This window comes from Marinobacterium arenosum (assembly GCF_019795155.1).
GTDB classification, from domain to species: Bacteria; Pseudomonadota; Gammaproteobacteria; order Pseudomonadales; family Balneatricaceae; genus Marinobacterium_C; species Marinobacterium_C arenosum.
On sequence record NZ_JAILYN010000009.1, the window covers coordinates 32,805 to 53,993 of the forward strand.

Here is a 21,189-nt window from a genome sequence, read left to right on the forward strand (position 1 = left end):
GGTTCTTGCACCTCTTCCTGCGCTCCGGTACCTTTCCAACACCTGCAGGGAGATGAGTCTTTGAAAACCCCACTGTTTATTTACGTGCATGGCTTCAACAGCTCGCCGGCCTCGTTCAAGGCGCAGCTGTTCCGTCGCTATATGGCGGCGCTGGGTCGGGAAGACCAGGTGCTGGTGCCGGAGCTGAGTCACTGGCCGAGCCAGGCGATGCAGACCCTGGAAGCTCTGGTTAAGCAGAATTTCGACCGGCCGGTGGTGCTGATCGGCAGCTCGCTGGGCGGCTACTACAGTACCTGGCTGACCGAGCGCTACGTGCATGTGCGCTCGGTGCTGGTCAACCCGGCCGTGGCACCCTACCGGCTGCTGGAAGATCTGCTGGGCGACAACCAGAATCTCTACACCCACGAAAAATACCAGTTGACCCGCGAGCACCTGTCGCAGCTGATCGTGCTGGACTGCGACGAGATCCTGCGGCCGGAAGCCTACCTGCTGTTGACCCAGACCGAAGACGAGACGCTGGATTATATGGAGGCAGTGCAGAAGTACGCCGCCAGTCCGCAGTTCGTGCAGCCCGGCGGTAGCCACGGTTTTGAACAGTTCGACAAGCTGATCCCCGCCATCCTGGCATTTGCCGATGGACGAATTGAACTGCCCGAGGTGACGCCGGTCGCGTCCCCTCTGAGTAGCTGAGGTAAGAAACGAGCAATGGGCCAATATACAGCCGATTCCATTGAGGTACTCAGCGGTCTGGACCCGGTGAAACGCCGCCCCGGCATGTACACCGAAACCGACCGTCCCAACCACCTGGCGCAGGAGGTGATCGACAACTCGGTCGATGAAGCGCTGGCCGGTCACGCCAAGCAGATCGACGTGATCCTGAACAAGGACAACTCGCTGACGGTGACCGACGACGGCCGCGGCATGCCGGTCGATATCCACCCGGAGCAGGGCGTCAGCGGGGTCGAGCTGATCCTCACCAAGCTGCACGCCGGCGGCAAGTTCAACAACGAGAACTACAACTACTCCGGCGGCTTGCACGGCGTTGGGGTGTCGGTGGTCAATGCGCTGTCCAAGCTGCTGGAAGTACAGGTCCGTCGTGGCGGCCAGGTCTACCGGATCGGTTTCGCCGACGGCGAGAAGGTGTCCGAGCTGGAGGTGATCGACAGCTGCGGCAAGCGCAATACCGGCACCTCGGTACGCTTCCTGGCCGACCCGAAATACTTCGATTCGCCGAAATACAGCGTCAGCCGGCTCAAGCATATGCTGCGCGCCAAGGCGGTGCTCTGCCCGGGCCTGAAGGTCACCTTCACCGACCTGACCGGCGCCCAGCGCGAGAAGGAGGAGTGGTACTACGAGGACGGCCTGACCGCCTATCTGCAGGGCAATACCCAGGCCTACGAGGTGCTGCCGGCGGAGCCGTTCGCCGGTAACCACCAGGGTGAGGAGGACGCGGTCGAGTGGGCGGTGCAGTGGTTGCCGGACGGCGGCGAGCAGACCACCGAAAGCTACGTCAACCTGATCCCCACCGCCCAGGGCGGCACCCACGTCAACGGCCTGCGCACCGGCCTGCTGGAGGCGATGCGCGAGTTCTGCGAGTTCCGCAACCTGCTGCCGCGCGGCGTCAAACTGACCGCCGACGACGTCTGGGACCGCTGCAGCTACGTGCTGTCGGCCAAGATGCGCGATCCGCAGTTCGCCGGCCAGACCAAGGAACGACTCAGTTCGCGCCAGATCGCCGGCTTTATCTCCGGGGTAATCAAGGACGCTTTCTCGCTGTGGCTCAACCGCCACGTCGAGGAGGGCGAGCAGCTGGCCGAACTGGTGATCAGCAACGCTCAGAAACGGCTGCGTGCCAACAAGAAAGTGGTGCGCAAGAAGGTCAGTGCCGGCCCGGCATTGCCTGGCAAACTGGCCGACTGTACCGGCAACGATGCGATGGAGGGCGAGCTGTTCCTGGTGGAGGGTGACTCCGCCGGCGGTTCCGCCAAGCAGGCCCGCGATCGTGAATACCAGGCGATCATGCCGCTGCGCGGCAAGATCCTCAACACCTGGGAGGTGGAACCGGCCGAGGTGCTGGCGTCGCAGGAGGTGCACGATATCTCGGTGGCGATCGGCGTCGAGCCGGGCTCCGACAACCTGGACGGGCTGCGCTACGGCAAGATCTGCATCCTGGCCGATGCCGACTCCGACGGCCTGCATATCGCCACCCTGCTGTGCGCGTTGTTCGTACGCCACTTCAAGCCGCTGGTGGCGGCCGGCCATGTCTACGTGGCGATGCCGCCGCTGTACCGGATCGACGTGGCCAAGGAGGTCCATTACGCGTTGGATGATGCCGAGAAGGACAGCATCATCCACCGTATCCAGAGCGAGCGAAAGAACGCCAAGATCGGCGTACAGCGCTTCAAGGGCCTTGGCGAGATGAATCCGATGCAGCTGCGCGAGACCACCATGGCGCGGGATACCCGCCGGTTGGTGCAGTTGATGGTGGAGCCGGGCGACGGCACCGCCGAAACCATGGATATGCTGCTGGCCAAGCGCCGCTCCGGCGATCGCAAGAGCTGGCTGGAAACCAAGGGCGACCTGGCCGAGGTGGTTTAACCAGTCCGAGCACAGGATGGGAGGCAGCGGATGAGCGCAACCGGCAAGGTGATTTGGCTACTGTTGTTAGCGTTGCTGCCCCCGTTGACGGCCCAGGCGGCTCAGCCGAAGGGCTGGGCCTACCAGCTGTTCGTTGACCGCGAGCTCTGGCAGCAGCAGCGGATCGATGTGGCGGCCCGGCTGCAGAGCGGCCTCAGCATCGACAACAGCGGCAATGAGCTGTTCAGTCGCGACGGTTTCAGCCTGAACCGGATCGAGCTGCTGCTGGAGAAACCGCTGCGCAGCCGGGTGGCGCCCGGCGGCTATGCCGATGCCGGCTCACGCCGGCCGAACTGGGATTGGGGTTTTCTGGTCGAGGCCCGCTACGGCGAGGACTTCAATCCGCTGTACGGTTTCGACGACGACTGGGGCCTCAACCGGGCCCACCGCAATAAGCTGAGTCTGCCGCAGTGGCTGCTGAAGGGCTATGCCCCGCTCGGCGGCGGTACGGTGCTGCAACTGGGTAACTTCGTCAGCCCGGTCGGTAACGAGGGGGATGCGCCGACCGATCCGCCGCAGCCGTTCTACAGCCGCAGTCTGGCCTACGAATATGGCCCCAAACGGCATGTTGGCGGATTGCTGTCGAGCCGGCTGCCGCTGGCAGACGAGTATGGCCTGTGGAGTGTCGATCTTGGCCTGGTACAGGGGTGGGACAACCTGCAGGACAACAACGATCGTCCCAGCCTGATCGCCGCGCTGCATCGGCGCAGCCGGGATAAACGGCTGGAGCTGGATATGGAGGCGATCTGGGGCGATGAGCAGTCGCAGGACGGCATCACCGATCAGCGGCCGTTCGTGGCATTGAGCGACGATGGCCGTGGGTTGGCGCGCAGTTTCTATTCGTTGAGCCTGCGCCACTGGCCGGATGCGGATAAACGTTGGCGTTATGTGCTGAACGCGGTGCATGGCCGCCAGCAGGGCGGCGACCCGGCGTTCGATGGCGGCAGCGACGGGCTGATCGTCGAGGACAGCGAATGGTACGGCGCCAACGCGGCATTGATCCGGCAGTTGCGCGACGACCTGCAGTTGGCCGTCCGCTACGAGTGGTTCCGCGACCGCGATGGCGCCCATGCCGAGCGGGCCACCGGTATCAACCGCAGCTGGACCCTCAACCTGAGCTGGTACCCGCAGCCCTGGCTGCGGGTCCGGCCGGAACTGCGCTATGACCGTTTCGACGGCGCGTTCGGGGTGAACGAAATTTCAGGCAGCGATGCGGATCAACTGCGCTTCTCCATCGATGCCACGGTTTTTTTATAGTTTTTCAGATTTATGTTCCCGATGTTTGAAAAAACGGCGGGAACCTGGGATTAGCGATCGGATGGTCGCGCCGCACCGGACGGCGCGGTTATCAATGGAAACAAGGCAACTCGATGAGTGTAGAGACCACCTTTGAAGGCGGCACCGAGCGCATCGCGCTGAGAGAGTTTACCGAGAAGGCGTATCTGGATTACTCCATGTACGTGATTCTCGACCGCGCGCTACCGCATATCGGCGACGGCATGAAGCCGGTGCAGCGCCGTATCGTCTATGCGATGTCCGAACTGGGGCTGAAAGCCAGCGCCAAGTACAAGAAGTCCGCCCGTACCGTCGGCGACGTGCTGGGTAAGTTCCACCCGCACGGCGACTCCGCCTGCTACGAGGCGATGGTGTTGATGGCGCAGCCGTTCAGCTACCGCTACCCGCTGGTGGACGGCCAGGGCAACTGGGGCTCGCCGGACGATCCGAAATCGTTCGCCGCAATGCGTTACACCGAATCCCGCCTGGCGCGCTATGCCGAGGTACTGCTGCAGGAAGTAGGCCAGGGCACCGTCGAGTGGGTACCCAACTTCGACGGCACCCTGCGTGAACCGGAGGTGTTGCCGGCGCGGCTGCCGAACGTGCTGCTGAACGGCGGCACCGGCATCGCGGTCGGCATGGCCACCGATATCCCGCCACACAACCTGCGCGAGGTCGCCGCCGCCTGTATCCATCTGCTGGATAAGCCGCAATCGACCCTGGACGAGCTCTGCGAGCATGTTCTTGGGCCGGATATGCCGACCGAGGCGGAGATCATCACGCCGCGTAATGAATTGCGCAAGATCTATGAGACCGGTCGAGGTTCGCTGCGTATGCGCGCGGTATATGCCAGGGAGCAGGGTGATATCGTGATCAGCGCGCTGCCGCATCAGGTGTCCGGCAACAAGGTGCTGGAGCAGATCGCTCAGCAGATGCAGCAGAAGAAGCTGCCGATGGTGTCCGATCTGCGCGACGAGTCCGACCATGAGAACCCGACCCGGCTGGTGATCGTGCCGCGTTCCAACCGGGTCGACGTCGATCAGCTGATGGCCCACCTGTTCGCCTCCACCGACCTGGAGCGCACCTACCGGGTCAACCTGAACATGATCGGTATCGACGGCCGGCCGCAGGTCAAGGATCTGCGCCGGATTCTGGCCGAATGGCTGACCTGGCGTACCGACGTGGTGACCCGCCGCCTCAACCACCGGCTGGAGAAGGTGCTCGACCGGCTGCATATCCTCGACGGCTTGATGATCGCCTACCTCAATATCGACGAGGTGATCGAGATTATCCGCAACGAGGATGATCCCAGGGCGGAGATGGTGGCCCGCTTCAATATCAGCGAGCGCCAGGCCGACGCGATCCTCGACCTGAAACTGCGCCACCTGGCCAAGCTGGAAGAGTTCAAGATCCGCGCCGAGCAGCAGGAGCTGGAAGAGGAACGCAAGCGGCTGGAGGAGACACTGGGCTCCGACACCCTGATGCGCAAACTGATCAAGGAGGAGATCGAGGAAGCGGCGGAAACTTACGGCGATGCGCGCCGCTCGCCGATCGTCGAGCGCGAAGAGGCGCAGGCGTTCAGCGAGAAGGACCTGCTCACCGCCGACCCGGTGACCGTGGTGCTCTCCAAGCAGGGTTGGGCACGTGCCGCCAAGGGCCACGATATCGACGCCGAAGGGCTCAGCTACAAGGCCGGTGACGGCTTCAAGCTGGCCTGCAAGGGCCGCATGAACCAGCCGACCCTGCTGCTCGACAGCACCGGACGCAGCTATACCGTCGACACCCACAGCCTGCCGTCGGCGCGTGGTCAGGGCGAGCCGATCACCGGCAAGATCTCGTTGCCGAAAGGCGCTACCGTCGATGCCGCGTTCAACGGCAAGGAGAGCGACCGGGTGCTGCTGGCCTCCGACGCCGGCTACGGCTTTATCGCCAGGATCGGTGACCTGACCAGCAAGACCAAGAACGGCAAGGCTGCACTGACCCTGCCGAAGGCCGCCCAGCTGGTACCGCCGGTGCCGCTGGGTAGTCGCGAGGATGCATTGATCGCGGCGGTCTCCAACGAGGGCCGACTGTTGTTGTTCCCGCTGTCCGAGCTGCCGCAACTGGCGCGCGGCAAGGGTAACAAGATGATCAATATCCCCAGCGCCCGTGCTGCGGCCCGCGAAGAGCTGATGGTCGCGATGGCGGTGCTGAGCCGCGAGGATACTCTGCAGGTGCATGCCGGCAAGCAGCACCTGAAGCTTAAGGGTGGCGATCTGGAGCACTATATCGGCGAACGCGGCCGGCGTGGCAACAAGCTGCCACGCGGCTACCAGCGGGTCGACCTCCTGGAGGTGATTCGCAGCGAGGAGCCGGCTCAGGAGGCTTGAGCGACATCAAGTCTGCTGAGGATGGTAAGCCATCTAAAAAACCGCAGTGCGCGTCGGCCGCTGCGGTTTTTTTAATGCTGCTATTTGTCGGTATAGGCCGAGCGGATAAGCGGGGAATACGGGAATTGCCATGAGTTCTGTCCGTGAATGTTTTCCCTGTCCGGCGACTCGGCTATGCTCGACTGATTTAACGGCGCCAGCCGAACGAAAGGAACTGGAGGAAACGGATGAGCCAATCGCTGAGCTACACCATCGTCGATACCGGACAGACCACTTACTACGATGTGGATAGCGTCATCGGCAGACCCGCCGAGGGGGCCGCGTTCTACGGTCAGGATGCCCAGTACCAGGGGGTGCAGGCGTCCTATCAGGATAACGGCGACGGTACCGTCAGCGACCTGAATACCGGCCTGATGTGGGCCCAGGCACCGACTGGCGACATCACCTACAGCGAGGCGGTGGCCGGCGCCGATTCGTTCTCGCTGGCCGGCTACGATGATTGGCGCCTGCCGACCCTCAAGGAGCTGTACTCGTTGATGGATTTCAGCGGCTACACCGGTCAGGATGCCGACAGCTCCAGCCCCTATCTGGACAGCGGCGTGTTCGGCTTCGAATACGGTGATACCAGCGCGGGTGATCGCTTTATCGATGCCCAGTACTGGACTTCCACCGAGTACGTCTCTACCACCATGAACGGCGATGCGACCACGTTCGGGGTTAACTTCGCCGACGGCCGGATCAAGGGCTATCCCAACGGTCTGTCCGCCGGCAGTACCGATATGGAGCGCTACGTGCGCTATGTGCGTGGCAACGAGGATTATGGCGTTAACGACTTCACCGACAACGGCGACGGCACCGTCAGCGATCAGGCCACCGATCTGATGTGGCTGCAGGCCGACAGTGGCGAGGCGCTGAGCTGGCGGGATGCACTGGCCTGGGCGGAAAACCTGGAGTACGGCGGCTACGACGACTGGCGGCTGCCCAACGCCAAGGAGCTGCAGAGCCTGGTCGATTACAGCCGCTCGCCGGATACCACCAACTCCGCCGCCATCGATCCGCTGTTCGAAACCACCAATATCGGCAGTGAAGCTGCGCCCGAATACGGCTTCTACTGGAGCGGCACCACCCATGTCGAGGGCAACAGCGGTGATCATGCGGTCTACCTGTCGTTCGGCCGGGCACTGGGCTGGATGGAGCAGGGCGGCGACTACACGTTGATGGATGTGCATGGTGCCGGCGCCCAGCGCAGCGATCCGAAAAGCGGTGATCCGGACGACTACCCCTACGGCTTCGGCCCGCAGGGCGACGTGATCCGGATCTACAACTACGCCCGGGCGGTACGTGACGACGACAGTCCCGACACCGGTACGGCGGGTAGTGACAGCTGGACCTCGACCATCGCCGACGAGACCTTCGATGGCGGCGATGGCACCGATACGGTGGTGTTCAGTCTGGATCGCAGCAACTATACGGTCACTCAGCAGGACGACGACAGCATTACCGTGAACGGTCCCGAAGGTAACGATACGCTGGTGAATATCGAGCGGATGCACTTCAACGACCAGGCGCTGGCGTTCGATACCGACGGCGTCGCCGGCCAGAGCTACCGGCTCTACAAGGCAGCCTTCGACCGCCAGCCGGACAGCGAAGGGCTGGGCTTCTGGATCGACGCGATGGACAACGGCGATGCCTTGCAGGGCGTCGCCAGCGGTTTCATCAACAGTGCCGAGTTCCGCCAGCTGTACGGCGAGGACACCAGCAACAGCGAATTCCTGACCGCGCTCTACCAGAATGTGCTGGACCGTGATCCGGACGGCGACGGCTTCGCCTGGTGGCTGGACGTGCTGGATTCGGCTGCCGACAGCCGCGAAGGGGTGCTGGTCGGTTTCAGCGAAAGTGCCGAGAACCAGCAGAACGTTGCCAGCCAGATCGCCGACGGGATCTCTTACGACGTTTGGCTGGGTTGATGGCGGGTAGGGTACGCGGAAGCGGCCCTTGGAAAGCGATTTGTAAGTTAACAGCTTACAGTGAACAGATTGGAAAACCGCAGCGGCCCCGGTCGCTGCGGTTTTTTATGGCAGGGCACTCGCCTATTTCATGACAAATGGCAGGCTGTGGCTTTGGGATGGATACCCGGGAGCCTGAACACTCGCTCCCCGATTGGCGAAATTATTTTTAGAAAAACCACAAAAATAATATCTATACTGGTTGGACGCGCAGGAAGCGCACTGAGATGCACCGGGCTGAGTTGTAGCGATTCGCTGACCGGGTGCGTTGGGCTGTTCAGAGCTGGCAGCGGGATGTAACAAGTCTTCGCCCCTGCGCTGTGATCGCAACCCCATAAAGGATTATGCAATGACAACTCAGCCCTACCCGTCGCAGTGCCTGTGCGACGTCTTCTCGAAGCAATACACCCCGATTAGCACGCTGGAAGAGCTCCGTACCTACCTGCAAAGCGCAGTCACCCTGGAGTTCGCAACCATCCCCGCTTACCTGACCGCGCTCTACTCGATGAAAGAGGTCGATGGCGATGCCTACCGGTTGACCCGCAGTGTCGCCCTGGAAGAGATGTTCCATGTCTACCAGGCCGCCAACCTGTTGATCGCGGTGGGCGGGATTCCCCGCTTTACCGGCGAGGATACGCCGACCTATCCGACCTTCATTCCCAACGGCGACAAGGAAGCGACGCCCTATATCGGTCTGCGTGCGGCGACACCCGAGGTGTACCGGGATGTGTTCATGCGCATCGAAACCCCGGCGCCGGCGGAGGCACCGCCGGAGGATGAAAATATCCGCACCATCGGCCAGTTCTACAAGGCGATCGAGCTGGGTCTGGAATACCTTGAAGCGCAGATGCCGGCGGGTGAGACCATCTTCCACAACGCGCCGGGCTACACCCAGACCACCGACTTCTATATCGGCAAGGGCGGCGGCTATATCGTCAAGGTCACCGACCTGGCCAGCGCCAAGCTGGCGATCCGCCAGATCGTCGAGCAGGGCGAAGGCGCGGTCAAACCGGGCGAGCCGCTGGTGCCGACCGAGGCTTGGGGTGCCTACAACCATTACGGCAATCGCATCGATGGCAACTATGGGCCGATTCTCGGCTCGGAGCCCTACGAGCTGTCCCATTACTTCAAGTTCAAGCGGATCGCCGACGGCTCGGCGCCGTTGCCGGCAACCTATCCGATCGTGGCGCTGCCCAAGCGCGACAACTATCAGGGCGATGCCGCCGAACTCTGCGATCTGTTCAACGGTTTCTATTCCGTGTTCCTGCGGGCCATGGAGCAGGCCTTCTCCGATGATCCCGCCAAGCAGAAGCTCTATTTCCAGACCGCGTTACCGATCATGCATGCCGTGTTGCCGACCCTGGCGCAGCAGATGATGCAGACCTGTGTCTGGGAACAGGGCAGCGCCTCGGCGGGGCCGAACGCCGCGCCCACCTGGCAGTACCGCGATGAGCCGCTGCTGGCGGTGCAGGCCGAGACCCAGGCGCTGGTCGCCCGACTGCAGCTGGCGGAACGTCAGGCCCGCACGGTTACGGAAACCGCCACCCTGCAGACGATGCTGGGCGTGCTGGAGTCGGTGAAAGAGCAGGCCGACCAGATGGTCGCGGTAGCCAATGTGACCGGCTGCTCGCTCTGAGCGCAGCGGACCATGGCGAAGGAAAATAGCTAAAGGATGAATGGAACCGTTATGAGCAACGTAACTTACAAGATCTATCCGGCAATCGGTATCGCACGTGTGGGCACCAGCGACGAATATTACCTCTGTCCGACCGAGGAGGGCGCACTGCCGACCAACCTGGATGGCAGCCCGTTCGATGCCGCCAGTTTTCGCGATGGCCAGGGCCGGATGAAGCGCCAGGCCGCTCATTTCCAGATCTACCAGGTGGATGAGCAGGGTAGGGCGACGCCGCTGGACCTGACTTCGGCGGAGGTGGAACGGCTGGAATGGGATGTCCACTTGGCCAATAAAAAGCCGATCTGGTACCAGTTCCAGACCAGCCAGGGCGAGGACGGCTACGCGTCGAACCACCCGCTGCGCAATGCCGAGGTCAGCGATCCCGAACAGCGGGTACGGCTGATCACCGATCCGGGCCCGCGGACCCTGTGGCTGGATGCCGAGGGCGGCGGGTTGAGCAGTGCCGAATTTGACCGGCAGAGCACCCCCGACGCCGCACACCGCTTCCCGCCGCAGGGGCTCAAGCCCTGGCAGATCGACACCCTGGGCGGGATGCGGCTGATGGCGGATGGCTCGCTGCATGTGCTGGGCGGTCATGGTCACTCCGGTACCCTGAAGGAGGATCGTTCGCTGCCCGAGTACGCCAACAACGACGGCTGGTTCGATGACACGTCGGATGGCCCGGTGGCCGCCCGGCTGTGGATCAACGGCAATGAGGTGCCGGTCGAACCGGCCTGGGTGCTGGTCGGCCCGCCGTCCTATGCGCCGCAGGTCGCCAATCTGGTCACCCTGTACGACACCATTTTCGATATCGCCGTGCGCAAGCAGGGGGCGGCACCGGAGATCTTCAGCAACGGCATGTGGAACAGCGGGCCGAATGGCTTCAAGCCGAGCTTCGAAACCCATATCAAGCCGATTCTCAAACGCGGTGAAGGTTACCCCTGGGTGGTGGCGATCCCGCCCAAGCCGCACCGTTTCAACATCGACATGCTGGGCGATCCGGATACCGGCTACAACGGTCTGCGCCAGCGTATCCTCGGTTACCTGCGCGGGCCCGGCGAAGAGAACGAACTGATCTCGTCGAAGGGCGGCACCATGATGCCCTACCTGGCCGGCGACGCCAGTATCGTGGCTGGCCAGCAAACCTCGAAGTTCCTGCGCCTGACCGATACCCAGTACTTCATACTGTCGCAGTGGGCCGAGGGGCATTTCGAACCGGGCGCGGCGGATGCGCGCAACGCCGGCGAGGCGTTGACCCGCGGCGTATTGAACAACTGCGTCGGCGGTGCGTTCTCGCCGGGCATCGAGATGACCTGGATCTCCCGCTTGCCGCAGATCTACGACGCCCCGTTCCGGATTCGGCATAAGCAGGATGTCGACTGGCCGCTGGACCTGGGCTGGGATTTTGCCGCCGGCATGGAACCGGGCGATATCACCAAGTTGATGGCGATCCCCTGGCAGGCCGATTTCAACGAATGCTCGGCGCAGCCGATCGACGGCCGCACGCTCTGGTGGTGGCCGGCGCAACGGCCGCTCTATGTCTATCGCAAGTGTGAAGGCGTAGAGCAGCTCGAGCCGGCCGACAGCATCTACCAGATGGTGCTGGACGGGCAGATCGAGCAGAAGCCCTGGGTGGGTGTGGACTACGACATGAATGCGCCCAACTTCGTTAGCTTTGCCGACAATATCGATATGGTGGAGAAGTGGCACGACCTGGAGTTTGTGCTGGATGAAGGGGAGCCCGGCAAACCGGCGCTGGTTGCCGTAGCCGGTGCTGCCGAGGTGAAGAAGTCGCACCATGACCGTTAGCGATTGCGTGGTGTTTGGCGGTGGCCCGGCCGGTTGTGCCGCGGCCATCCGTCTGCGGCAGCGCGCGCAGGCGGATGTGCTGCTGGTGGACCGGGCTGCACCGGCCGGGCGCTACCAGATCGGCGAATCGGCAGCGCCGGCGGTGGTGCCGCTGTTGGCCGAACTGGGGCTGCGACAGGATCTGGCCGAGCTGGGCCATCTGCCCTGTTACGGCAACCGCTCGATCTGGGGCGGCGACGCCGTCAACGAGCAGGACTTCCTGTTCAAGGGGCAGGGCTTCGGCTGGCATCTGGACCGTGCCACCTTCGACCGCCAGTTGCGTGATCAAGCGCGCGAGTGTGGGGTGAAATTCCTGGACGGGCTTCAACTGCAGCGCCTGGGCTGGCTGCCCAAGCGCCAGTGCTGGGGGCTGGAACTCAGTGATGAGCTAGGCGGAAAACGGCAGCTGTTGACCCGAAGCCTGGTCGATGCCACCGGCAATCGCGCGCTGATCGCCCAACGCATGGGAGCCACACGGCGGCGGCTCGATACCCTGATGGCGGTCGCCGTACTGACCAAGCTGCCGGGTGGGCTGGACAATCTGTCGTTGATCGAAGCTACCGAGCATGGCTGGTGGTACGCGGCGGATATCCCCGGCCAGCGGCAGGTGATCGCTTTCATGACCGATGCGGATATCCTCAAGCAGCAGGAATTGGCCGAATGCGGACAGTTCAGCGAGCAGGCGCGACGCAGTGAACTGTTGCCCTCATTGCTGGCCGATCTTACCGACGGCAGTGAGCTGTTTGTCTACCCGGCACACTCCGCTTATCTGGATCGGGTGTCGGGTCCCGGCTGGCTGGCGCTGGGTAATGCCGCGATGAGCCTGGACCCGCTGACCGCCTCCGGTATCCACTGCGCGCTGCAGGACGGCATTCGCGGTGCTGATGCGCTGCTGAGCTATCTGGATGGTGACAGCAGTGGGCTGGTGGGCTATGCGCAAGCGACCGACCAGGCGTTGCGTCATTATCTGTCGGAGCGCTTGGCCTACTACCGGCTGGAGCAGCGCTGGCCGCAGGCAACCTTCTGGCAACGCCGCCATCAGCCAACGACCTGATCAGTGGTCTTGGTTTCCCTCTGGCCCGCGCCGCCCGGCGCGGGCTATCATCGTGTTCTTGTTAGATATATCCGGAGAGAGCCGATGAACCTCAACGACCCTTTTGGTCGCATGGCTAAACAACGCCAGAAAGAATACGAATCACTGTGCAGTTCGCTGCGTTCCGCCGGTATCAATACCCGACGGGAGGCTGAGCAGCTGCGCCAGTCGCTCGGCCGGCGGGCCACCGTCGGTGTGGCGGTACTGGCGCCGATCGTGCTGTTGCTGGCGATGCTGTTGCCGGAGCTGCGCGTGTTCATCTTCGGGCTCGGTGCGCTGGTGGCGGTGTGGCTGCTCAACACCAACCGGCATGCGCAACGGCATATCGAACGCTATGTCCGTGAAGAGCTGAGCGGTCAGCCGCCGCAGGATGATCAGCCCTCCCAGCCGCCGGCGGATTGATGAGGCAGGCCGGTCGTCAGCCAGGTATTGGATTTGATCTACCGGCGGCGCCCATTTACAGACGATTGCATCGACTTGCCCACAAATTTTGGAAATATCGCCCAAAAACGCCAAACATCAGGTTATGGTCGCCGCTTAGAGGCGATTTGTCAGTGAATCCGTTGTAATCAGTCCGCCACTGTTTCCACTTTCACCTCGCCGGGCAGGTGAGCCAGGAAGCGCTTGATGAAGCGGTCCACCAACTCGTTCGGCGCCTGGACCGGCGGGTAGATCAGATCCAGGATAAAGCTGATCTCCGGGCGGAATTCGCAGTATCGAAAGTCCGGATGATTGAAGTTCTGCGCGGTAAACAGGTCAACGATCGCCACCCCATGCCCCTGCGCCACGAACTGGCAGGCGGTATGAAACCAGGAGGTTTGTACCCGGTGTGCCACGTTGATGTTCTGCACGTTGAAGATCCGGCTCATCTCACGGGTGATCTGGCTCTGGCGATAAACGTCAATCAATGACTGCCCCTGCATATCGCTGGCGGCAACGTACGGCTGGTCGGCGAACTTGTGATCCTTGTGAAACGCGCAGACACAGGGCACATGAATGCGCATCGCCCGCTGGACGCTGCTGTAGACCGGGGTCGTCTGCGCTTCCACGAAGCCCATCTCCACCTGCTGTTCCTGCACCAGGTCGACCACCACCTTGGAGGAGTGCACCTCCAGCGCCAGCGCGACATCGGGTTCGGCCCGCAGAAACTCGTCCATCACCAGCGGCAGCAGCGAGGCCCCCAGCGCCGGCATCGCCGCCAGCCGCAAGCGTCCGGACTGCATCTGCTGGATCTGCTGGGCGGTCTTGCGGATCTTCTCCAGGCCGACGAACGAGCGCTCCACCTCCTCGTACAACATCAACGCTTCATGGGTCGGCTGCATCCGCCCCTGGCGGCGTTCGAACAGCACAAAGCCGACCTCCTGTTCCAGGTCCTTCATCATTCGGCTGACGGCGGGTTGCGAGATGTTCAGGGTGAGGGCGGCGGCGGTCAGGCTGCCGTGTAACACCGCTTCGCGAAAGGCTTCTATCTGTCGAGGTGTCATGGTGTAAGCAACATAATATTGAGTTATGAAAAATATTTTAATCTTAATTTAATGTTTTGTTAGCATCCAATCAAAATCGCTGACCACCAGACCGAAACAACAATAAACATAGGAACCTGGAACATGAAACCAACCACTCATCGAATCCTGGCAGCCGCCGGCCTCGCCGCCGCTCTCTCCACCTCTCAGGCATACGCTCAGGACACACTCTACTTCGCGGCCTATGGCGGCTCGAGTGAGAAAGCGTTCAAGGAAGATATCCTGCCGGCGTTCGAGAAGAAGCATAACGTGCGCGTCGAGTATGTCGCCGGTAACTCCACCACCACGCTGTCGCGCCTGCAGGCCCAGCGTAACAACCCTGAGATCGACGTGGCGCTGATCGATGAGGGGCCGATCGCCCAGGCGACCGGCATGGGGCTGTGCCGCCAGCTGCCGGCCGAGCTGTTCGACCAGGTGCACAAGGTGGCCCGTCTGAATAAAGACCAGGCGGTCAGTATCGGCCTGGTGGCCACCGGCCTGGCTTACAACAAGGAATACTTCGCCGCCCAGGGCTGGGATGCGCCCAGCTCCTGGCGTGATCTGGAGGACAGCAAGTACAAGGCCCGCCTGTCCATTCCGCCGATCACCAATGGCTACGGCCTGATCTCGCTGATCATGGCGGCCAGGCTGCACGGCGGCGGCGAAACCAATATCGAGCCGGGCTTCGAAGTGATGTCTGACAAGATCCGTGACAACGTGCTGGTGTTCGAACCCTCCTCCGGCAAGATGTCCGAGCTGTTCCAGAACGGCGAGATCGTGCTCTCGGTTTGGGGCAGTGGCCGCGTCAAGGCGCTGGCCGACAGCGGTTTCCCGGTAGAGTTCGCTTACCCTGAAGAAGGTGCGGTGGCGCTCGGCGTCTCCGCCTGCGCGGTGAAGGGCACCGACCAGCCGGAATTGAGCCTGGCATTGATCAACTACCTGTTGTCGCCGGAAGTGCAGAAGATCCTGGCCGAGCAGAAGGGCTGGGCGCCGACTAACAAGAGCGTTCAACTGGACGAGGCGCTGGCCGCCACGCTGCCGAACGGTGAAAACGTGCAGCGCATGATCAGTCTGGATTGGGACACCGTCAACGAGCAGCGTGCCCGCTGGACCAAGCGCTGGAACCGCGAAGTCGAATAACCGTCCCTGACCCGCTTCCCGGCCCGCCCGGCCGGGAAGCCCTCCCGTTCTATCCGGATGCCGACCATGTCCTACTTGAGCCTGAATAACCTGTCCCGCCATTTTGGCGATTTCACCGCGGTGGATAACCTCAACCTCGACGTCAGCAAGGGGGAGTTCATCTCCCTGCTGGGGCCGTCCGGCTGCGGTAAAACCACCACCCTGCAGATGATTGCCGGTTTCCTGGAGCCCTCCAGCGGCCAGATCCTGCTCGACGGCGAAGATATCACCCGCAAGAAAGCCAGCGAGCGCCAGCTGGGCATCGTGTTCCAGAAGTACGCGCTGTTCCCCCATATGACGGTGGCGGAAAACGTCGCCTTCGGTCTGGAGATGCGTAAGGTCGCCAAGGATGAGACGCGTATTCGGGTCCGTGAGGCGCTGGAGCTGGTGCAGCTCGACCACCTGGCGGCGCGTTACCCCAAGCAGCTGTCCGGTGGCCAGCAGCAGCGGGTCGCGCTGGCCCGGGCGCTGGTGATCCGCCCGCCGCTACTGCTGCTGGATGAGCCGCTGTCCAACTTGGATGCCAAGTTGCGCGAGGAGATGCAGCTGGAGCTGCACAAGATCCAGCGCACGGTTGGCACCACCACCATCCTGGTAACCCACGACCAGGCGGAGGCGCTCGCCCTCAGCGACCGGGTGGTGGTGTTGCAGCAGGGCAAGATCGAGCAGATCGACAGCCCGTTCAATGTTTACGAGTATCCGCAGACCCGCTTCGTCTCCTCGTTCCTCGGCAAGGCCAACCAGCTGCAGGGCCAGGTGGGGCGGATCGATGCCCAGCATGCGGAGGTCGAGCTGGATGGCCAGGCGCTGCTGACGAATGGCGACAACCTGAGCGCCGGCCAGCAGGTGCACCTGTCGCTGCGGCCGGAGAAGGTCCGCTTTGTCGCCCGCGGCGAGGGCCAGCTGGACGGGGTGGTCAGCAACCGGGTGTTCCTCGGCAACCAGTGGATCTACGAGGTCGACACCCGGCTTGGCGAATTCCTGGTGTTTGAAACCAACCACAACCACCGTGAGGGTGCCCGCGAGGGTGATCGGGTCGGCCTGACCTGGGACCCGGTGGACCTGCGGGTGATTCAGGAGGCAGTCTGATGAACGCAGCGAATTCCGCCAGCCCGGCCCGTCAAACCGCCAGCCGAGCCCCGCGCGGGCCCTACTGGCTGCTGTCGCCGGCCCTGCTGTTTTACACCCTGCTGCTGATCGTGCCGATCGGCATGACCGCGCTGCTCAGCCTGTACGCCTTCGACGACATCCTGGGCATTCAGCAGCAGATCAGCTTCAACAACTATCTGGAGGTGCTGACCGACCCCTATTTCCACAAGATCTTCCTGCGCACCCTGGTAATGTCGGTGTTGGTGGTGTTGGTCTGCGTGGCGTTGGGGGTACCTGAAGCCTACATCCTCAACCGCATGGGCTCGCCCTGGAAAGGGATCTTCCTGCTGGTGATCCTCGGCCCGCTGCTGATCTCGGTGGTGGTGCGCACCCTCGGCTGGGCGATCCTGTTCGGCCGCGAGGGGCTGATCAGCGAAAGCCTGCAACTGCTCGGCCTAAGCGACGGGCCGGTGTCGCTGATGTACAGCCAGACCGGCGTGGTGATCGCGCTGGTGCATGTGCTGGTGCCGTTCATGGTGATCTCGGTCTGGGCCTCGCTGCAGCGGCTGGACCCGGATACCGAACGGGCCGCCAGTTCGCTCTGCGCCAAGCCCTGGACCATCATGCGCCGGGTGGTGATGCCGCAGATCATGCCCGGCATCCTGTCAGGCAGCGTGATCGTCTTTGCGCTGGCCGCGACCGCATTCGCCACCCCGGCGATCATCGGCGGGCGTCGCTTCAAGGTGGTCGCCACCACCGCCTACGACGAGTTCCTCAACACCCTGAACTGGCCGCTGGGCGCCGCCATCGCCGTAATCCTGCTGCTGGCCAATGTCGCCATCATCGCCAGCTACAACCGCTACATCGAACGTAAATACGCACAGGTGTTTGAGTCATGAGAAACGGATACCTAGCCCTGGCGTTCCATACGCTGTTCATCCTGTTTTCGGTCGCGCCGCTGATGGTTATCTGCCTGGTCGCCTTTACCGACAAGGGCTATCTGTCGATGCCGTTCGACGGCGCCTCGCTGCGCTGGTTCTACGCCATCCTCGATAACCCGGAGTTTATCGACGCCTTCTGGTTCAGCCTTTACCTCGGCATCGCCAGCGCCAGCATCGCCCTGGTGTTGTCGGTACCGGCGGCGCTGGCGATCAGCCGCCACCGCTTCCCCGGTCGCGACGGTATCAATGCCTTCCTGCTGTCGCCGCTGATGATTCCGCACCTGGTGCTGGGGGTGGCCTTCCTGCGTTTCTTCACCGCGCTGGACCTGAACGGCACCTTCGTCGGCCTGGTGCTGGCGCACACCCTGCTGATCATGCCTTATGCGCTGCGGTTGGTGCTGTCCGGCGCGGTCGGCATCGACCCGACGCTGGAACATGCCGCCTCGTCGCTGGGCGCATCACGGCTGACCACCTTCCGCCGTATCACTCTGCCGTTGCTGATGCCCGGCGTGGTCAGCGGCTGGGTGCTGGCGTTCATCACCAGTTTCGATGAGCTGACCATGAGCATCTTCCTCGCCTCGCCCAGCACGGTGACCTTGCCGGTGCGGCTGTACAACTACATCGAGGAGACGATCGACCCGCTGGTAACCTCGGTTTCCGCGGTGCTGATCATTCTCACCATGCTGTTGATGGCGGTGCTGGACCGGATCTACGGTCTGGAGCGGCTGATGATCGGCAAGGGGCAGTGAACGCCATGAACGACTTCGATATTGCCGTCATCGGTGGCGGCATGCTCGGCGCGGCTATCGCCTACGGCCTGCAGTCGCAGGGCGCGAAAACCGTGCTGCTGGACAAGGGCGACCGGGATTTCCGCGCCGCGCGGGGCAACTTCGGCCTGGTCTGGGTGCAGAGCAAGGGGATCGAGTTCCCCGAATACGCCGCCTGGACCCGCTACTCGACCCAGCGCTGGCCGCAGTTTGCCGCCCGCCTGGAGGCGCAGACCGGTCTCGATCTTGGTTTCCAGCAGCGCGGCGGCATCCATTTCTGCCTCAGCGAGGCGGAGCTGGAGCAGCGCGACCGTGACCTGGCCAGACTGGCGGCGGGTGCCGACGGCCAGTTCCGCTACCAGATGCTTTCGGCCGCCGAGCTGAAAAAGCTGGTGCCGGCAGTCGGCGCCAGCATTCCCGGCGCCAGCTACTCCGAGCACGATGGCCATGTGAACCCGCTCTACCTGCTGCGCGCGCTGCACGATGCGTTTCAGCAGCAGGGCGGCAGTTACCGGGCCAACCACGGCGTCGACAGCATCACCCCGCTGTCGCCCGGTTTCCGGCTCGATAGCACAGCCGGCAGCCTGACATGCGCCAAGGTGGTGCTGGCGGCCGGACTCGACAACCACCGGCTGGCGGCGATGGTCGGTCTGCAGCAACCGGTGCGGCCGCAGCGTGGCCAGGTACTGGTGACCGAACGCCTGCCGGAGCCGCTGCTGCACTATCCCAGCAACTACCTGCGCCAGACCCAGGAGGGAACGATCCAGATCGGCGACTCCAAGGAGGAGGTCGGCCTGGACGACGGCACCAGCGCCGAAGTTATCGCCCGGCTGGCGCAGCGCGCCCAGCGCATCCTGCCCCGGCTGGCGAACTACAACGTCGTCCGTGCCTGGGGGGCGTTGCGGGTGCTGACGCCGGACGGCTATCCGGTTTACGAACAGTCCGAGAGCTGTCCGGGCGCCTTCGCCTTTACCTCTCACAGCGGGGTTACCCTGGCGGCGGCCCACGCCGAGGCGCTGGCCGCCCAGATCATTGCCGGCCGGCTCAGCGGCGATGCCGCGGCCTTTGACTGCACACGTTTTGCGGAGGAATCCCATGTTCACGTCTGTTGAAAACGCCAGCAACCTGCCGATGGTGCAGCTGCAGATAGAGGGCGAAACGGTCAGCGTGCCGGTCGGCTACACGGTGGCGGCTGCGCTGCTGGCCCAGGGCCACCGCCGGACGCGCCAGTCGCCGGTGGACGGCGGGCCGCGCGCGCCCTACTGCATGATGGGCGTCTGCTATGAGTGCCTGGTGGAGATCGACGGCCAGCGCAACCAGCAGGCCTGCATGCGCGAGGTCAGCCAGGGGATGCAGATTAGGCTGCAGTGTGCCGATGAAGGGGAGGGCGCCGCATGACCTACGACCTGATCATCGTCGGTGCCGGCCCGGCCGGCATGGCGGCGGCGGCCCAGGCCGCCGAACGGGGGCTGAGCATCCTGGTACTGGATGAACAGCCGCGCCCGGGCGGGCAGATCTACCGCAATATCGAGACCACCTCCAGCCGCCTGCGCGATCTGCTGGGGCCGGACTACCAGGCCGGTGACGCGCTGGTATCGGCCTTCCGCAACAGCCGGCTGGAATATCTGGAGCAGGCGGTGGTGTGGCAGCTGAACGCCGCCGGCGAGGTCTGCTTCTCCCGCCGCGGCCACTCCTACCAGGCGCAGGGCAAGCATATCCTGCTGGCCACCGGGGCCCAGGAGCGGCCGTTCCCGGTCAAGGGCTGGCAGCTGCCCGGCGTGATGACCGCCGGTGCCGCCCAGATCCTGCTTAAATCGCCCGGCCTGGCCTGTGACGACGCGGTGTTCGTCGGCAGCGGCCCGTTGCTCTACCTGATCGTCTGGCAGTACCTGCAGGCCGGCAAAACGGTCAAGGCGCTGATCGACACCACGCCGCGGCGGCACTATTTCACCGGCCTCGGCAAACTGCCGGCCGCCCGCCACGGCATCGGCTACCTGTGGAAGGGGCTGAATATGATCCGCGCCATCCGGCAGGCCGGCATACCGTTCATCAGCGGTGTCGAGGCGGTGGAGATCGAGGGTGAGCAGAGCTGCAGCGGGGTGCGCTGGCAGCGTAACGGCCAGTGGCAGGCGCTACCGACCTCACAGGTCTTTCTTCACCAGGGGGTGGTGCCCAACGTCAACCTGGCGATGGCCAGTGGCTGCGAACACCATTGGAGTCCGCTGCAGGCCTGCTGGCAGCCGGTCACCGACGAATGGGGTCAGAGCAACCTGGAGCGGGTCAGTCTGGCTGGCGACGGTATGGGGATCGGCGGGGCGAAGGCGGCCGCGCTGCGCGGCCAGCTGGCGGCGTTGCAGATCGCCTGTCGGCAGCAGCGGCTGGACAACGCTGAGCGCGACCGGCAGGCGGCGCCGCTGCGCCAGTGGCTGGATAAGGAGCTGGCCTTCCGGCCGTTCCTGGATACCCTGTACCGTCCGGCGGACCGTTTCCGTGCCCCTGAGGACGGCGCCACGCTGGTCTGCCGGTGCGAGTCGGTCACCCGGCAGGCGGTCGCCGACGCGGCGGCGGCCGGCTGCATGGGCCCTAACCAGCTGAAGAGTTTCAGCCGTTGCGGCATGGGGCCCTGCCAGGGGCGCCAGTGCGGCCTGACGGTAAGCGAGCTGATGGCGCAGCTGCAACAGCAGCCGCCGGAAGCGACCGGCTACTACCGCCTGCGTGCACCGGTTAAACCGGTACAGCTGGCGGAGCTGGCCTCCCTGTCACCCTGGCCGGCGCAGAGCTGATCGGCCGGTTGCCGTTTAACCGCAA

At 63.5% G+C, this 21,189-nt stretch carries 17 protein-coding genes; 16 read left to right on the forward strand and 1 reads right to left on the reverse strand.

Translation table 11 applies throughout. The annotated features are described in order from the left end of the window. The first annotated feature begins 60 nt into the window (after positions 1–60). From K6T12_RS06115 to K6T12_RS06155, 9 genes are all read left to right on the forward strand, one after another. Positions 61–690: a YqiA/YcfP family alpha/beta fold hydrolase gene (locus tag K6T12_RS06115; protein WP_222220520.1), complete on the forward strand. Its 630-nt coding sequence runs from the start codon at positions 61–63 to the stop codon at positions 688–690. A gap of 15 nt (positions 691–705) precedes the next feature. Continuing rightward, complete coding sequence (gene parE / locus K6T12_RS06120; RefSeq protein ID WP_222220522.1) at positions 706–2,598, forward strand: DNA topoisomerase IV subunit B; 1,893 nt, start codon at positions 706–708, stop codon at positions 2,596–2,598. Positions 2,599–2,628: 30 nt separating this feature from the next. Next, positions 2,629–3,894: an outer membrane beta-barrel protein gene (locus tag K6T12_RS06125; RefSeq protein WP_222220524.1), complete on the forward strand. Its 1,266-nt coding sequence runs from the start codon at positions 2,629–2,631 to the stop codon at positions 3,892–3,894. Between the two features lie 113 nt (positions 3,895–4,007). Continuing rightward, positions 4,008–6,281: a DNA topoisomerase IV subunit A gene (gene parC / locus K6T12_RS06130; protein ID WP_222220526.1), complete on the forward strand. Its 2,274-nt coding sequence runs from the start codon at positions 4,008–4,010 to the stop codon at positions 6,279–6,281. Positions 6,282–6,508: 227 nt separating this feature from the next. Beyond that, on the forward strand, positions 6,509–8,248 hold the full coding sequence (locus tag K6T12_RS06135; protein WP_222220528.1) for an Lcl domain-containing protein: 1,740 nt from the start codon (positions 6,509–6,511) through the stop codon (positions 8,246–8,248). A 388-nt stretch (positions 8,249–8,636) separates the two neighbouring features. Beyond that, positions 8,637–9,923, forward strand: a complete 1,287-nt coding sequence (locus K6T12_RS06140; RefSeq protein ID WP_222220530.1) for a ferritin-like domain-containing protein — start codon at positions 8,637–8,639, stop codon at positions 9,921–9,923. A 51-nt stretch (positions 9,924–9,974) separates the two neighbouring features. After that, entirely contained in the window at positions 9,975–11,771 is a 1,797-nt protein-coding gene (locus K6T12_RS06145) for a LodA/GoxA family CTQ-dependent oxidase (protein WP_222220533.1), read from the forward strand. Beyond that, the gene (locus K6T12_RS06150) at positions 11,761–12,864 is read left to right on the forward strand and encodes a tryptophan 7-halogenase (protein WP_222220535.1); all 1,104 of its coding nucleotides are present in this window, start codon (positions 11,761–11,763) and stop codon (positions 12,862–12,864) included. Before K6T12_RS06145 ends, K6T12_RS06150 begins: the two co-directional genes overlap by 11 nt. Positions 12,865–12,948: 84 nt before the next feature. Next, positions 12,949–13,305, forward strand: a complete 357-nt coding sequence (locus tag K6T12_RS06155) for a hypothetical protein (protein ID WP_222220536.1) — start codon at positions 12,949–12,951, stop codon at positions 13,303–13,305. 167 nt (positions 13,306–13,472) lie between these two features. Here K6T12_RS06155 and K6T12_RS06160 read toward each other — a convergent pair whose 3' ends face one another. Then, on the reverse strand, positions 13,473–14,387 hold the full coding sequence (locus K6T12_RS06160; RefSeq protein ID WP_222220538.1) for a LysR substrate-binding domain-containing protein: 915 nt from the start codon (positions 14,385–14,387) through the stop codon (positions 13,473–13,475). Positions 14,388–14,510: 123 nt separating this feature from the next. On the opposite strand from K6T12_RS06160, the gene K6T12_RS06165 reads away from it, so the two are divergent. From K6T12_RS06165 to K6T12_RS21730, 7 genes are all read left to right on the forward strand, one after another. Beyond that, complete coding sequence (locus K6T12_RS06165) at positions 14,511–15,545, forward strand: ABC transporter substrate-binding protein (RefSeq protein WP_222220540.1); 1,035 nt, start codon at positions 14,511–14,513, stop codon at positions 15,543–15,545. 66 nt (positions 15,546–15,611) lie between these two features. Further along, a complete protein-coding gene (locus K6T12_RS06170; protein WP_222220542.1) occupies positions 15,612–16,673 on the forward strand; it encodes an ABC transporter ATP-binding protein in 1,062 nt (353 codons plus the stop codon). Beyond that, positions 16,673–17,572 carry an ABC transporter permease gene (locus K6T12_RS06175; RefSeq protein WP_222220544.1) on the forward strand — a complete coding sequence of 300 codons (900 nt, stop codon included), beginning with the start codon at positions 16,673–16,675 and terminating at the stop codon, positions 17,570–17,572. The genes K6T12_RS06170 and K6T12_RS06175 overlap by 1 nt, the downstream gene beginning before the upstream one ends. Continuing rightward, positions 17,569–18,363, forward strand: coding sequence for an ABC transporter permease (locus K6T12_RS06180; protein WP_222220546.1), 795 nt, complete (start codon positions 17,569–17,571; stop codon positions 18,361–18,363). The genes K6T12_RS06175 and K6T12_RS06180 overlap by 4 nt, the downstream gene beginning before the upstream one ends. Positions 18,364–18,368: 5 nt before the next feature. Next, entirely contained in the window at positions 18,369–19,493 is a 1,125-nt protein-coding gene (locus tag K6T12_RS06185) for an NAD(P)/FAD-dependent oxidoreductase (protein WP_222220548.1), read from the forward strand. Then, a complete protein-coding gene (locus K6T12_RS06190) occupies positions 19,477–19,779 on the forward strand; it encodes a (2Fe-2S)-binding protein (RefSeq protein WP_222220550.1) in 303 nt (100 codons plus the stop codon). Before K6T12_RS06185 ends, K6T12_RS06190 begins: the two co-directional genes overlap by 17 nt. Further along, positions 19,776–21,164 carry an FAD/NAD(P)-dependent oxidoreductase gene (locus tag K6T12_RS21730; RefSeq protein ID WP_222220552.1) on the forward strand — a complete coding sequence of 463 codons (1,389 nt, stop codon included), beginning with the start codon at positions 19,776–19,778 and terminating at the stop codon, positions 21,162–21,164. Before K6T12_RS06190 ends, K6T12_RS21730 begins: the two co-directional genes overlap by 4 nt. Positions 21,165–21,189 lie beyond the last annotated feature (25 nt).

Excerpts from the sequence above, each read along its gene's own strand:
- K6T12_RS06160 (WP_222220538.1), bottom strand. The coding sequence starts at position 14,387 with ATGACACCTCGACAGATAGAAGCCTTTCGCGAAGCGGTGTTACACGGC.
- K6T12_RS21730 (WP_222220552.1), top strand. The coding sequence starts at position 19,776 with ATGACCTACGACCTGATCATCGTCGGTGCCGGCCCGGCCGGCATGGCG.
- parE (WP_222220522.1), top strand. The coding sequence starts at position 706 with ATGGGCCAATATACAGCCGATTCCATTGAGGTACTCAGCGGTCTGGAC.
- K6T12_RS06175 (WP_222220544.1), top strand. The coding sequence starts at position 16,673 with ATGAACGCAGCGAATTCCGCCAGCCCGGCCCGTCAAACCGCCAGCCGA.
- K6T12_RS06180 (WP_222220546.1), top strand. The coding sequence starts at position 17,569 with ATGAGAAACGGATACCTAGCCCTGGCGTTCCATACGCTGTTCATCCTG.
- K6T12_RS06170 (WP_222220542.1), top strand. The coding sequence starts at position 15,612 with ATGTCCTACTTGAGCCTGAATAACCTGTCCCGCCATTTTGGCGATTTC.
- K6T12_RS06185 (WP_222220548.1), top strand. The coding sequence starts at position 18,369 with ATGAACGACTTCGATATTGCCGTCATCGGTGGCGGCATGCTCGGCGCG.
- K6T12_RS06165 (WP_222220540.1), top strand. The coding sequence starts at position 14,511 with ATGAAACCAACCACTCATCGAATCCTGGCAGCCGCCGGCCTCGCCGCC.
- K6T12_RS06190 (WP_222220550.1), top strand. The coding sequence starts at position 19,477 with ATGTTCACGTCTGTTGAAAACGCCAGCAACCTGCCGATGGTGCAGCTG.
- K6T12_RS06155 (WP_222220536.1), top strand. The coding sequence starts at position 12,949 with ATGAACCTCAACGACCCTTTTGGTCGCATGGCTAAACAACGCCAGAAA.
- K6T12_RS06125 (WP_222220524.1), top strand. The coding sequence starts at position 2,629 with ATGAGCGCAACCGGCAAGGTGATTTGGCTACTGTTGTTAGCGTTGCTG.
- parC (WP_222220526.1), top strand. The coding sequence starts at position 4,008 with ATGAGTGTAGAGACCACCTTTGAAGGCGGCACCGAGCGCATCGCGCTG.
- K6T12_RS06150 (WP_222220535.1), top strand. The coding sequence starts at position 11,761 with ATGACCGTTAGCGATTGCGTGGTGTTTGGCGGTGGCCCGGCCGGTTGT.
- K6T12_RS06135 (WP_222220528.1), top strand. The coding sequence starts at position 6,509 with ATGAGCCAATCGCTGAGCTACACCATCGTCGATACCGGACAGACCACT.
- K6T12_RS06145 (WP_222220533.1), top strand. The coding sequence starts at position 9,975 with ATGAGCAACGTAACTTACAAGATCTATCCGGCAATCGGTATCGCACGT.
- K6T12_RS06140 (WP_222220530.1), top strand. The coding sequence starts at position 8,637 with ATGACAACTCAGCCCTACCCGTCGCAGTGCCTGTGCGACGTCTTCTCG.